The sequence below is a fragment of the uncultured Algoriphagus sp. genome (assembly GCF_963974835.1).
Taxonomy (GTDB): domain Bacteria; phylum Bacteroidota; class Bacteroidia; order Cytophagales; family Cyclobacteriaceae; genus Algoriphagus.
Map to the genome: position 1 here is coordinate 617,578 of NZ_CAXBET010000001.1, position 12,465 is coordinate 630,042.

At 39.5% G+C, this 12,465-nt stretch carries 17 protein-coding genes; 13 read left to right on the forward strand and 4 right to left on the reverse strand.

What is annotated here, in order from left to right:
* Positions 1-255: 255 nt before the first annotated feature.
* From prmC to AACZ73_RS02830, 5 genes are read left to right on the forward strand one after another with little or no spacing between them, the layout of a single operon-like run.
* Positions 256-1,095: a peptide chain release factor N(5)-glutamine methyltransferase gene (gene prmC, locus AACZ73_RS02810; protein WP_339875203.1), complete on the forward strand. Its 840-nt coding sequence runs from the start codon at positions 256-258 to the stop codon at positions 1,093-1,095.
* Positions 1,096-1,119: 24 nt separating this feature from the next.
* Positions 1,120-1,431: a type II toxin-antitoxin system HigB family toxin gene (locus AACZ73_RS02815; RefSeq protein WP_339875205.1), complete on the forward strand. Its 312-nt coding sequence runs from the start codon at positions 1,120-1,122 to the stop codon at positions 1,429-1,431.
* The gene (locus AACZ73_RS02820; protein WP_339875207.1) at positions 1,424-1,792 is read left to right on the forward strand and encodes a helix-turn-helix domain-containing protein; all 369 of its coding nucleotides are present in this window, start codon (positions 1,424-1,426) and stop codon (positions 1,790-1,792) included. Before AACZ73_RS02815 ends, AACZ73_RS02820 begins: the two co-directional genes overlap by 8 nt.
* A 4-nt stretch (positions 1,793-1,796) precedes the next feature.
* On the forward strand, positions 1,797-2,081 hold the full coding sequence (locus AACZ73_RS02825) for a class I tRNA ligase family protein (protein WP_339867611.1): 285 nt from the start codon (positions 1,797-1,799) through the stop codon (positions 2,079-2,081).
* Positions 2,078-2,464 carry a magnesium citrate secondary transporter gene (locus tag AACZ73_RS02830; protein WP_339875209.1) on the forward strand — a complete coding sequence of 129 codons (387 nt, stop codon included), beginning with the start codon at positions 2,078-2,080 and terminating at the stop codon, positions 2,462-2,464. The genes AACZ73_RS02825 and AACZ73_RS02830 overlap by 4 nt, the downstream gene beginning before the upstream one ends.
* Here the strand turns inward: AACZ73_RS02830 and AACZ73_RS02835 are convergent.
* Both AACZ73_RS02835 and AACZ73_RS02840 read right to left on the reverse strand, forming a co-directional pair.
* Positions 2,418-3,032 (reverse strand): thiamine pyrophosphokinase, encoded by a 615-nt coding sequence (locus AACZ73_RS02835; RefSeq protein WP_339875211.1) that lies wholly within the window; start codon positions 3,030-3,032, stop codon positions 2,418-2,420. The genes AACZ73_RS02830 and AACZ73_RS02835 overlap by 47 nt on opposite strands.
* Positions 3,032-4,021, reverse strand: a complete 990-nt coding sequence (locus AACZ73_RS02840) for a membrane dipeptidase (protein WP_339875213.1) — start codon at positions 4,019-4,021, stop codon at positions 3,032-3,034. The genes AACZ73_RS02835 and AACZ73_RS02840 overlap by 1 nt, the downstream gene beginning before the upstream one ends.
* Before the next feature lie 118 nt (positions 4,022-4,139).
* Between AACZ73_RS02840 and AACZ73_RS02845 the strand changes: the two genes are divergently transcribed.
* From AACZ73_RS02845 to AACZ73_RS02855, 3 genes are all read left to right on the forward strand, one after another.
* On the forward strand, positions 4,140-4,652 hold the full coding sequence (locus AACZ73_RS02845) for a 3-hydroxyanthranilate 3,4-dioxygenase (RefSeq protein ID WP_339875215.1): 513 nt from the start codon (positions 4,140-4,142) through the stop codon (positions 4,650-4,652).
* Positions 4,653-4,918: 266 nt separating this feature from the next.
* Positions 4,919-6,199, forward strand: coding sequence for a kynureninase (gene kynU, locus AACZ73_RS02850; protein WP_339875218.1), 1,281 nt, complete (start codon positions 4,919-4,921; stop codon positions 6,197-6,199).
* Positions 6,200-6,224: 25 nt separating this feature from the next.
* The gene (locus tag AACZ73_RS02855; RefSeq protein WP_339875220.1) at positions 6,225-7,577 is read left to right on the forward strand and encodes an NAD(P)/FAD-dependent oxidoreductase; all 1,353 of its coding nucleotides are present in this window, start codon (positions 6,225-6,227) and stop codon (positions 7,575-7,577) included.
* A 21-nt stretch (positions 7,578-7,598) separates the two neighbouring features.
* Here AACZ73_RS02855 and AACZ73_RS02860 read toward each other — a convergent pair whose 3' ends face one another.
* The gene (locus AACZ73_RS02860; protein ID WP_339875222.1) at positions 7,599-8,213 is read right to left on the reverse strand and encodes a class I SAM-dependent methyltransferase; all 615 of its coding nucleotides are present in this window, start codon (positions 8,211-8,213) and stop codon (positions 7,599-7,601) included.
* Complete coding sequence (locus AACZ73_RS02865; RefSeq protein WP_339875224.1) at positions 8,200-9,102, reverse strand: patatin-like phospholipase family protein; 903 nt, start codon at positions 9,100-9,102, stop codon at positions 8,200-8,202. The genes AACZ73_RS02860 and AACZ73_RS02865 overlap by 14 nt, the downstream gene beginning before the upstream one ends.
* A 60-nt stretch (positions 9,103-9,162) precedes the next feature.
* On the opposite strand from AACZ73_RS02865, the gene AACZ73_RS02870 reads away from it, so the two are divergent.
* The 5 genes from AACZ73_RS02870 to AACZ73_RS02890 all read left to right on the forward strand — a co-directional run bounded on the left by AACZ73_RS02870 (position 9,163) and on the right by AACZ73_RS02890 (position 12,455).
* Positions 9,163-9,585 carry a VOC family protein gene (locus AACZ73_RS02870; RefSeq protein WP_339875226.1) on the forward strand — a complete coding sequence of 141 codons (423 nt, stop codon included), beginning with the start codon at positions 9,163-9,165 and terminating at the stop codon, positions 9,583-9,585.
* A gap of 9 nt (positions 9,586-9,594) precedes the next feature.
* Positions 9,595-10,653 carry an aminotransferase class I/II-fold pyridoxal phosphate-dependent enzyme gene (locus tag AACZ73_RS02875; RefSeq protein ID WP_339875228.1) on the forward strand — a complete coding sequence of 353 codons (1,059 nt, stop codon included), beginning with the start codon at positions 9,595-9,597 and terminating at the stop codon, positions 10,651-10,653.
* Positions 10,654-10,907: 254 nt separating this feature from the next.
* The gene (locus AACZ73_RS02880; RefSeq protein WP_339875230.1) at positions 10,908-11,177 is read left to right on the forward strand and encodes a hypothetical protein; all 270 of its coding nucleotides are present in this window, start codon (positions 10,908-10,910) and stop codon (positions 11,175-11,177) included.
* Positions 11,178-11,206: 29 nt separating this feature from the next.
* The gene (locus tag AACZ73_RS02885; RefSeq protein WP_339875232.1) at positions 11,207-11,473 is read left to right on the forward strand and encodes a hypothetical protein; all 267 of its coding nucleotides are present in this window, start codon (positions 11,207-11,209) and stop codon (positions 11,471-11,473) included.
* Between the two features lie 43 nt (positions 11,474-11,516).
* Positions 11,517-12,455: a polysaccharide deacetylase family protein gene (locus AACZ73_RS02890; protein ID WP_339875234.1), complete on the forward strand. Its 939-nt coding sequence runs from the start codon at positions 11,517-11,519 to the stop codon at positions 12,453-12,455.
* The last annotated feature ends 10 nt before the right edge of the window (positions 12,456-12,465 follow it).

Sequence of the window (12,465 nt, forward strand, 5' to 3'; positions counted from 1 at the left end):
TGTTTGTTTATCGTTCTTTATTGGCCATTTGGAATCTCGCAACATATATTCATCTCTTTGTGTGACTCTAGAGTTGTGCTCGATTTCATGGCAAATAAATTCTACACAAAGGTAGTTTTTCTTTCTGAGTCTGTCAGAATGAGATTTTGAAAAGGACTGAAAAACTGTGTCTTGAGAATATGACTTGAGTGTTTAAAATAGAAATTTTGGTTTTGATACCTTTACATTTTTAAATCTTCCAAAATCTACCTTACCATGTCAACCTTTCAAGAGCTTCTGTCTTCTTGGGCTTCGAAACTTTCCATTTATGAGAAACAGGAAGCAGAATCTCTGGTAAGTTGGCTTTTGGAGCATCATCTGGGATGGAGGAGAACTCAGATTTTGGATCAAGTTGATGAAGAGACTTTTCCAACCAAGCTAGTTGAAGACTTTGAGCGATTGAAAACCGGAGAGCCCATTCAGTATATTATGGGAAAAGGACCTTTCTATGGCAGAGAGTTTATCGTTAGTTCGGCTACTTTGATCCCAAGAAATGAAACAGAGGAATTGGTTCACATGATCATCAAAGAGAATCCGAAAGCTGGGTTGAAGATTTTAGATATAGGCACTGGAACAGGCTGCATTCCTATTTCATTGGCATTTGAGATGAATAATCCAGAAGTTTTCGCAGTGGATATTTCTGAGGAAGCTTTGGAAATCGCCAAGAAAAATAGAGATGTGTTGAATGCAAATGTCACTTTTTCTACCTGTGATATTCTGGCACAAACTCCTGATGTCTCTGAATTGGATATTTTGGTAAGTAACCCTCCTTACATTCCTGAGCAGGAGAAAACAGAAATGCATAGAAATGTACTGGATTTTGAGCCCGAATTGGCCTTGTTTGTCAGCAATGAAGATCCACTGATTTTTTACCGAACAATAGCAGAGAAAGGAAAACAACTCCTGAAGTCAGGTGGGAAGCTGTATTTTGAAATCAATGAAAAGTACGGGAAAGGAGTTTCTCAGTTGATGCAGGATCTAGGTTATTCAGATGTTCAGATATTAAAAGATTTGAATGGAAAGGAGAGAATTGCCAAAGGACTGTTGTCATTTTGACAACATTTATTTATTTTTATCGTAATGAATGTCATCACAAAAGGCACACTTCAAAAGTATATGCAGAGTTTTCCCGAAGCTGCCAGTTGGCTTCAGACTTGGTACGAGGTTGCTGAAAAGGCAAATTGGGAAAATTTCAATGCTGTAAAGTTGTCTTATCCTTCAGCAGATCAAGTAGGAGATGACAGAGTTGTTTTTAATGTAAAAGGAAATAAGTTCAGACTAATTGTAAGATTTAGCTTTCGATTCAAGGTATTGCAAATCAAATGGTTTGGTAGACATAAAGAATATGATAGAATAGATGTTTTAACCGTTCAACCTGATTATAATGATTAAAATAATCCAAAATGAAGCGATGTATCAAAACTATCTAGCGAGAATAGATGAGATATTTGATGCTGAACAAGGAACACAGAAAGGTGATGAGTTAGAATTATTAGTAACTCTAGTCAAACTCTATGAACAAGAAAATTTTCAGTTACCTACTCTTGACCCGATAGAAGCAATTAAAATTCGATTGGAGGATTTGGGTTTGAAGAACAAAGATCTGGAACCCATAATGGGGGATCCAGGTAACATTTCAAAAATTTTGAAGGGGAAAAGAAGCCTGACTGTTGATATGATTCGTGGATTAAGTGAGAAGCTTGATTTACCAGTCGATATATTGGTAGGTAAACCAAGTAAAGCGGTAGTATAAGCTTATGAGTCAGAAGAAATGTCCTCATTGCGGTGAATGGTCTGTATGGACAAACAATTACGAGGATCGCTGTGAGCATTGCGGAGAGTTTCTGTCTCCAGTAGAGCTTGAGCGGAAGGAAAAATTCATTCAAGAGCGAGACCGCCAAGAAAAAGACTGGATGTTTTACATCAATCCTGAAGATTCTGGGGCTAAGAAATTCTTTAAGAAATCCGGAAACTTATTTTATACCGTTTTCATGGCTATCATGACCTTTATCATGTGGTTGATTGCAGCTTTACCAGGATGATAAATCTATTCAAAAACCCAATTTTTATTTTTGCTTCCATTGCTTTTTGGGCAAATCAATACCTAGAAAAATCAATGGGAATTTTTGTTCCATTCTACCATGCATATGGTGATGATTTGATGGCAATGCCTGTAGTTTTTGGACTTTGCCTGCAACTAATGAGGTGGTTTCATCCACTGGGCGATCAACTGACTTTTAGCAAAAAACAGGTATTAATTGGTCTGGTTTATTTTTCAATCGTATTTGAAATCGTGTTACCACAGGTTTCAAAGACTTATACAGCAGATCCAATCGATGTGTTTTGCTATGGATTGGGAACGTTAGTGTTCCTAAAGTTTATGAATAAACCTGCTCCCCAATCCAAAAAATCCCGGGCGCTTTGATCTCTGTAATTCCTTCTGGAACTTCCAGCATAGTCGCATAGGTGATGGGTAAAATCAATTCTCCATTTTCATTCTGAATCTGTACAGGCATACCTTCCTTACCATGGATGTGGATGCTACTTTCTGCAAACCATTTTTTGAATTCTCTCGATTTCACTGGGTAATATTTCCAGTCTCCATCCAAAATTGTAAAATTCATCACTTCTAGCTTGTCTTGAAGATCAAAGCATTCCAGATGTGAAATCCCTATCAAATGTACAGCTTTGTGCTCGGTGGAGGCTAAATAATCAATCCCTGCGAGCAAATAGTTATCGTCGAAGATATTGATGAATTTCACAGGATATTGTTCTTCTAAGAGGTGTTGATTCTCTGCTTGAAAAGCCTCAGAAGCTAGAATTACATCTATTTTTATTCCCCAGCTTAACACTTGATCAAGCGCATTTTCTGACACAAGCACTGTGGGAACCCATTCCAATAGAGGAGAAACCTGATCAAATTTGATCTGATCTACTTCCAAAATGAGAACAGCAGGTTCTTGCTTATCTTTCACAAAATGGTGTGAGGACATTAGGATTGAATTTTTCTATAAAATTCAAGGGCGTTCCTGTAGGCCAAGCCTTCCAAATCCTCAGGACTCAGCTTATCTTCCAGGCTTTTGAGAAGCGATGGATATTTGCTCGCATCCTCCACCAAGGGAAAATAGAATGGGAATCTCTCCGGATCGTTAAAATCTTTGGTGTAGAAATAGTCTGCACCAAAGCAGATAGATTTTTCTCCGCCAATCTGGAAGCCATGGAAAAGATGGTCAAATAAGCGCTCCGGGACTTCCGGATCCAAGAAAGCTCTTAAGAAATTCACACCAATAATTCCTCCACGATTGATAATTTCTTTGGCAAACTCATCAGTAAGATTACGTGGATGTTTCCAGATTTCCCTGAAATTGGAATGACTTGCGATCACTGGAATATCCAGTTTATTATTATCGATGTGGTTCAAAATACCGGCTGCAAGCAAATCAGAAGTGTGCGATAGATCAACCGGAATTCTTTTACCTGCCATATAATCCAGCAGCTTTTTCCCGTCATCCTTCAGGCCTATTCCTTCGGTATAATTTCCACCTCCAAATCGGTTTTCTGTATGATGGGTCAGGCTGATGTACGCCAGCGATTTTACTTTTGCCAAAATAGAGTCAAACTGCCGATAGATTTCCTCCCAACTTGCATCTTCATTACCAAAACCTGCTGCATTTTCGACTGAAGCTTTTATCCCAACACAGTTTTGCTTGTCCCAATTTTGTAAAAATGCGGAATCAGCAAAGGCAAGGTCGTTCTCATGCTTTTCTAATAATTCAGAAAAAATCTGAGCTTGTCTGGTGGCTAGACTCATGTTTTCTGCCCTCACATCCGTATAAATCGCCAAGATTTGCATACGCACATTACCATCCTGTAGCCAAGGAATTGCACAGGCGATTTCATCTTTTGCATATGGATTGGCTCCTGGGATTTTTGCCAAATAGGACAACAAATCACAGTGTGTGTCGATTATAGGAAAGCTCATCATTTTTGTGGTTAAGGCAAAGTAAGCCAAAAAAGCGTATGTTTTTTAATACTTTTAGGGAGTATTACTGTTAAGTAACATTCGGATAGATTTTCAATTTCACAGAAAAATAAGCAATATGGCCTTAGCTCAACCTTTCAACTTCAAAAAATGGATTGACGAAAATAGACATCTACTCAAGCCTCCTATTGGAAATCAGCAAGTTTATAAAGGCAATGATGATTTTATTGTAATGGTAGTTGGCGGACCAAATTCCCGAAAAGATTATCATTCCAATGAAGGAGAGGAATTTTTCTATCAGGTAGAAGGCGATATCGTGCTGAAAGTTATAGATGACGCAAAGCCAAAAGACATTCATATCCGCGCGGGAGAAATATTCCTCCTTCGAGCAAAAGTGCCGCATTCTCCCCGTCGTCCTGCCAATACAGTTGGGTTGGTGATCGAGCGATATCGAAGACCCGGAGAGATCGATGGGTTTATCTGGCATTGTGAAAATTGTGGTGAAAAACTCTATGAGGAATTTTTCGAAGTAACCGACATTGTCACCCAGCTACCTCCTGTACAGGAAAGATTCTGGGGAAATCCTGAGAATACTACATGCAAGAATTGCGGAACAATAATGGAGAAATAAAAAATGTCCGATGTCGGATGGCCCGTGCTGTCTAATAAATGTTAAACAATTCCTATGATTCTTTAGTCTTTAAATTATCTTTTTTAATGATCATGTATGTGCGCATATATACCATTTAAAGAAGATAGATGAGAGGGTAAACACTTGAATTGAGGCCTCCTCGGTCACCCGTTATCGATCTTTCAGCATGTTAATCAAAAAAGATAATGGTATTGACATGATTGCAGCTAATCATGGAAAAATTTTATAACCCCAAATAGATCAGAATGAACTACCAATATTCAGCCGAATTTGCTCGGGAGATGGATGAGAAAGATCCACTTTCACACTTTCGGGATAGCTTTCTTTTCCCAAAAATAGATGGAAAAGATGCCATCTATCTCTGTGGAAATTCGCTGGGTTTACAGCCCAAATCAGCCAAGTCTTACATTGACAAGGAATTGACTAATTGGGCAGAAATGGGTGTGGATGGACATTTTCATGGAGAGGATGCCTGGTTTTTTGCGAAGCAGAAATCTAAGCCGGCACTGGCAGAAATAGTCGGAGCTCATGAACACGAAGTGGTAGCGATGAATAATCTATCTGTAAATCTTCACCTTTTGATGGTTTCATTTTATCAGCCCACAAAGAAGCGGTACAAAATCATTGTAGAAGCTGGTGCTTTTCCCTCAGATCAATACATGCTGGAGTCACAGGTAAAGTTTCACGGCCTGGATCCCAAAGAAGTAATCGTGGAGCTGAGTCCAAGGGAAGGAGGTGAGCATACGCTTCGAACTGAGGATATTTTAGCAGAAATAAAAAAGCAAGGTAATTCACTTTCAATGGTGAATATGGCCGGTCTACAATATTATACGGGGCAAGTTTTTGACATGAAAGCTATAACCGCTGCTGCACATGAGGTAGGAGCTTATGCTGGATTTGACCTAGCTCATGCAGCTGGTAACGCACCTCTTAGCCTTCATGATTGGGATGTTGATTTTGCGACATGGTGTAGCTATAAATACATGAATTCAGGTCCGGGAAATGTTTCAGGCGTATTTATCCATGAGCGATTTGCGGATAGACCTGATATGAATCGCTTTGCTGGCTGGTGGGGACATGATCAGGATCTTCGGTTTAAGATGGAAAAAGGTTTTATTCCTATGCACGGGGCAGATGGATGGCAACTTTCCAATTCTGATATCGTTGGTTTGGCTGTGCATCAGGCATCTTTGGATATTTTCCAGGAAGCTGGAATTGCCAATTTGAGGAAAAAATCAGAACAGCTGACAGCATATTTAGCTTATTTGATTGAAGAAATCAGCGGAAATTCAGGGGTTTTGGAAATTATTACTCCCAAAAATCCTGCGGAAAGAGGCTGTCAGTTATCTTTGCTGATTCATCGCGGAGGCAAGGCTGTATTCGATGAATGGTATAAACACGGAGTAGTAGGAGACTGGCGCAATCCAAATGTGATCCGCCTGGCACCTACACCACTCTATAACACCTTCCTAGACGTGTTCCGATTTGCACAGATTTTGGAACAATCTCTGAAGAAATTCGCTTAAAGGAAGCGTGGATAAAACAATCCAAATGGAAAAGAACCAAGTTACCGTATTAGGAGCCGGATTAATCGGCTCCCTAATGGCCATATACCTGAAGCGTCAGGGTTTAGAAGTTGAGGTTTTCGACAAGAGACCCGACAAGCGCAAATCAACTTTTGAAGAAGGAAAAAGATCAATAAATATGGCATTAAGCCATAGAGGTTGGAGTGCTTTGGAAGAGGTGGGATTGAAGGATAAAGTGATGCCGTTGGCTATACCCATGTATGGACGTAAAGTCCATGATGAGCATGGTGGCACTACCTTTATTTCCTACGGAAAGGAAAATCAAGCGATATATTCCCTTTCTAGAGGAAAGTTTAACCAGCTTCTGGTAGAAGAAGGAGAAAAGCTTGGAGCAAAATACTATTTTGAGCACAAATGCCTGGGGGTAGATTTCAACACCCAAGAAATTACTTTCCAGACTCCCGAAAGAGTAGAAAAAATCAAAGCTCCTGTGTTGTTTGGGTCTGATGGAGCGTATTCTTCACTCCGACTGGCAATGCAAAAGCAAATTCGCTTCAATTATAAGCAAGAATATATCTCTCATGAATACAAGGAACTAACCATTCCGGCAACTGCTGAAGGGGAGTTTGCGATGGATCCAAACGCTTTACATATCTGGCCAAGAGGGAAGTTTATGCTGATCGCACTTCCCAATCCTGATAAGACATTTACCTGTACTTTGTTTTTGCCTCATAGTGGATCAAAAGTTTGCTTTGACAAAATCAATGACGAGAAAGATTTGGAGATACTCTTCTCAAATTATTTTGACGACGCATATCAGCTAATGCCAGACCTAAAGACTGAGTTCTTTATAAACCCAACCTCCGCTTTGATCAATGTGGAATGTTTCCCATGGGTTCAAGGAACGAGTTTGTTGATGGGAGATGCCAGTCATGCCATGGTGCCTTTTTACGGACAAGGTATGAATTGTGGTTTTGAGGATTGCTCTATTTTAAATGGTTTGATCGATAAATACGGAACAAACTCATGGGATTTAGTTTTCGAAAAATTCCAGAAAAAAAGAAAAGTAGATACCGATGCCATCTGTCAACTGGCAATGGAGAATTTTGAGGAAATGCGAGATTCTGTTGCAGATCCTAAGTTTATCCTTCGTAAAAAAATCGAAGCTAAATTATATGAATTGTATCCAAATGACTGGATACCACTTTATTCTATGGTGACTTTTACCAATATGAGATATTCGGAAGCTTATACTCAGGGCAAATTGCAGGAAGCAATTATGGATCGCGTGATGGCTGACCCGCTGATCACGGAGAATTGGAATAAACTTGACTACGAGGATATTATTTATAAAATGGAAACAGCAAAAGCGGTCTAATCAGACCGCTTTTTTTATCCATCAACTTTTTTCCATCACAAATACTCCCATCGCTCGCTGTCCATGAACGAGCACAGATTTAGGAAATTCCAAAAATTTCAAGCCCATTTCACCCAATTTATCTACATGAGATTGGTTAAGAAGAAACCTTTCGGAGCCGTCCGGGAGTATGTATGTTCCTCTTCCTGTCGAATGGGATTCTTTGAGCATTCCGCCGAAAGCTGTGGTCATCCTAAACCAAAATATCCCCCCAGGCTTCAGGATTCTAAGTATTTCCTCAATCATCTGCCAAAAGTTATCCTCCCCTTTCGCAAAATGCAATACTGCCGAGCAGATTACCGCATCGAACGCTTCTTTATGGAAAGGAATCTCCTCCAATCTACCAACCTGAAATCGGTGAGCATCGTAATTCGAATCAAGACTTTTTGCCATAAATCGGCAATATTGAATAGCAGTCTCATTCTGATCAATTCCAAAAACTTGATAGCCTTGATTGATGAAATAGATGATATTTCGCCCTTCTCCACAACCAGCGTCCAAGATTTTCATATCTGTGGAAAACCTTCCTTTCAGAATTTGATCCAATAGGTAAATATCAATATTGCCTAAAAGACGATTTAATTCAGAGATGTTCATTTTCCCATTTATCTAATGCTTGAATAGCTTTTGTTCTTCCAATTTCTATCAATTCTTCGGCTCTGTGAAACTCCATAATTCCTGCTTGATTTCTTGCGACCTGAATCAATACGTCAACATCATGCTTTTCTATTAGTAAAGCAGAAAACCGATCTTGCAACAAATCAAACGAGCGTGTCATAAGACTTATTGAACTGAGATAAGCCGGCCTCTCTTCTTTTACTTGGTCTGGAAAATACTGACGCATTTTCATACGGTAATCAGCTAGCCATACGGGCAGAGAAATAAACCGCTTGCCGGTAGCATCTTTCTTGGGAGGAATTACCAACTCAGAATCCCCGGCATTCAGTCCCACTACCACCACGATATTTCCTTCGGATTTCCGCAAAAGAGAAAGAGGAACAGGATTCAACACTCCTCCGTCTATGTATTCTTGGCTTTGGTGCCGGGCGGGTTGGAAAACTGTAGGAATACTTCCAGAAGCTCGGATCGCAGCATACAAACTTCCTTTACTAAAAATCACTTCTTTCCCATTAATGTAATCAACTGCATTGCAATAAAAGGGGATTTCAAAATCCTCTATCTGACAATCACTCACCACTTTCTTCAGCGCACTATATACTTTTTCGCCTTTGATAAATCCTCTACTGGAAAAGGTGAAATCCATCAGGGAAAACACATCCAATCTATCCAAATGACAAATCCAATCTTTAAATTCATTCAACTTGCCCGCGGCATACATTCCTCCAATCAGCGCTCCTGCTGAGCAGCCTGCAACTTCGGCAATATGATAGCCTCTTCTTTCGAGTTCCTCGATTACGCCTACGTGCGCCAATCCCCGCGCTCCGCCGCTGCTCAGAACCAATGATACTGATTTACTTTTGACCATATTAATTAGGGAATAAACAACTAAATTGGAGCCGAAAAACCCTCAACGAAAGTACATATTATGAGCCAATTTAAACCCTTTCACCTGGCTTTCCCGATCAGGGATATTGCAGAAACCCGTGAATTTTATGGAGGCCTACTTGGATGCGAGATCGGAAGAAGCACTGACAAATGGATTGATTTTAACTTCTTTGGTCACCAGCTTTCCGCTCATATCAAACCAGAAGAGTTAGCTCCAGCGCATAGCAATACAGTGGATGGAAAATATGTACCTGTTCGTCATTTCGGAGCTATTTTACAATGGGAAGAATGGCATGAACTTGCTGAAAAATTAAAAAAACAAGGAATCGAGTTTGTGATCGAGCCATATATTCGTTTTAAGGGCGAAGTCGGTGAGCAGGCTACCATGTTCTTTTTGGACCCATGCGGAAATGCGCTCGAATTCAAATCATTTCAAGACGAATCTCAGATTTTTGCCAAATAAATCACTGCTTTGAAAAATCACTACCTAGGTGCTGGAATAGGTCGGACGATAGAAATAGAAGGGAGAGAATATCTTTATTTCAGCGGCACATCCTATCTGGGAATTGGTCAAGACAAGGATTTTCTTGGCGCTTTATCTGATAATCTTTTTCTTTTAGGAGCGAATCACGGACAAAGCAGAATCAATAATATCCGGCTTTCTGTCTTTGATGACTTTGAAAATCATTTTGCAGAGAGAGCAGGATCAGAATCGGCAGCTATATTTAGTTCGGGATACCTAGCAGGAATAGCTGCTTGGAAATCATTAATTATGGATAAGGATGAAGTTTGGATAGCTCCCGATGCTCACACTGCCATCATCCCAGATCATCATACTTCCAGCATTCAATTAAATTTTACACAATGGAAAAAGATATGTCTACAGCAATCTGAAAGTTTACTTTCACGGAAAATTCTCTTAATCGGTAATGCTGTCGATCCTTTTTCCTGTGAAATAAATGACTACTCTTGGGTAAAAGAAATATCCCGAAAACATGAAGTGAGTCTTCTTATCGATGACAGCCACGCATTTGGGGCCTTTGGGAATAGTATTTATGGCACTTATTCACAATGGGCTGACCCATCCATAAATTTATTAGTTTCTGGCTCTCTCGGAAAAGGGCTGGGGTTACCAGCCGGTATAATTGTGGGAAATCGCCTACAGATAAATAATATAAAATCCACTTCACTCTTTGGTGGAGCTTCCCCGGGATCACCAGCACACTTAAAAACATTTCTGGATCTGGAAAATCTTTATCTGAAAAAGCAACTTTGGCTAAAAGATGCCTGTGCTATTTTCGCTCAGGAAACTGCTACTATTCGTCAAATCCAAGGAAGTAAAAATTTCCCCGCATTTGCATATACTGATCCCTCTTGGTTTGAAAAATTTGAAAAAGCTGGAATCATCACCTCATCTTTTCCATATCCTACTGCTGCAAGCCCCAGTGTAAATAGAATTGTGATCTCTGCATTTCATGAACTGGGAGATCTGATGTATGTGAATGAAATAATCCGTGAATTATCTTCATAGAGGCTAAACTTTCACTGTACATCTGAATAATGGTGAGATAGTTTTGAAAATAATATAAATTGGATGTAATGGATCCACAAAAGGGATCGACCATTATTTGAGTTACAAGCCTAATCTTAGACATCATGGGGCCGGTGATCCTAAAAGTTCCTTGCTTGATTCATATAATCCCCTATAAACCACTTCATCTATCCAGATCCAAGAAATAAGAAAATGCTTTCTCAGTATAAGGGCATTTAACATCAATTCTTTCTATGAAAAACCACGAAGAGCCAAATCCTTCCCCTAAAAGTAAAATTCCTTTCATCTATCGATCCTACTTCAAATACTGGATAGTATTGATTCTTCCTGCAAGTATTATTACTATTATCGTGACACAACTATTCACGGGATCTATCAGCGCGGAGTTCTTTAGATTACCCTCTACCTATTTCAAAATGATTATTTTTCAGCTGATCTTTGGTCTTTGGATGTATTTTAGAGACTACAAGCCAAAATCACGGCAATATAAAGATGGAGTTTGATCCAGATCCAAATGGCAAATTAAACCTAAATGAAAAAGCATAAATCCAAAGCTCCAGTTTATAAAAAATCCATTCCTTTTATTTTCCGATCATTTTTCAATTTTTGGCTGGCTGTAATACTCCCTGGAACATTGACAGCTCTGGCAGTTTCAAAGCTATATTACAATAACACCATCAATTTTGAACCGCTAAAGTTACCATCCACTTGGTTATACTTTGCCATTTTACAGGTGTTCATGGGCTTTTTCACTTATCTCTGGGTGTACAGAATCAAATCAAAGGAATATAAAAGTTAAGATTACCTTGGATTATTTATCTTGGTATAAACAACAACCCAAAATGAAAAATCTCCGCTACTACCTACTTCTTATGGCCTTTTTACCAGGTCTTGCATTTTCACAAAACCTCGCAGAGAAACTCGGCTACCCCAGTGATGCCAAAGTTCTAATCATCCACGGAGACGACGTAGGAGTATCCCATTCACAGACTAAGGCAACTTTTGATGCCATGAAAATTGGCATTGTAAACTCTACAAGCATGATGGTACCAACCGGTTGGTCTGCAGAAGTGGGAGAAATGGCGAAGGAAATGCCAGGCGCTGATATTGGAATTCATATTACCTTGACCAATGAATGGCTGAATTTCAATTGGGGCCCAGAAGCTGGAAGAACTGCTGTCCCTGGTTTGGCAAATGAAAAAGGTCATATGTATTCGAACTGTGCCGAAGTCAGTGCCAATGCCAGTCCTCAAGAAGTAGAAATGGAAATACGTGCACAGATCAAAACCGCTAACCAGATGGGAATAGTACCAACTCATTTGGATTCACATATGGGATGCGTTTTCTATGGTAGACCAGAATATCTAAAATCTTATCTTACAATCGCACAAGAGCTGAAAATCCCAGCCATGATCAATCAGCAAATAGTAGACAATATTATCAATCCAAATTCGGCTCTATTTGAAGGGATTAATGTGGATCATTTCCCTGTGATCGATCAACTATTCATGGCAGAACCGGAAGACTATGAATCAGGAATGGAAGAATATTATACAAATTCCATCAATAATCTGTCCTCAGGTTTGAATCTAATCTTGATTCATCTGGCTTTTGACAATGAGGAAATGAATGCGGTTACTCAAGGACATGATACCTACCATGCACCATGGAGACAGGCGGATTATAATTTCTTTACAAGTGAAAAAGCCAGAGAACTTTTGAAAAAAAATAATGTGAAACTGGTTACATGGAGAGAAGTTGGCAAAACGATGCAATTTTGAATTCGCGCAC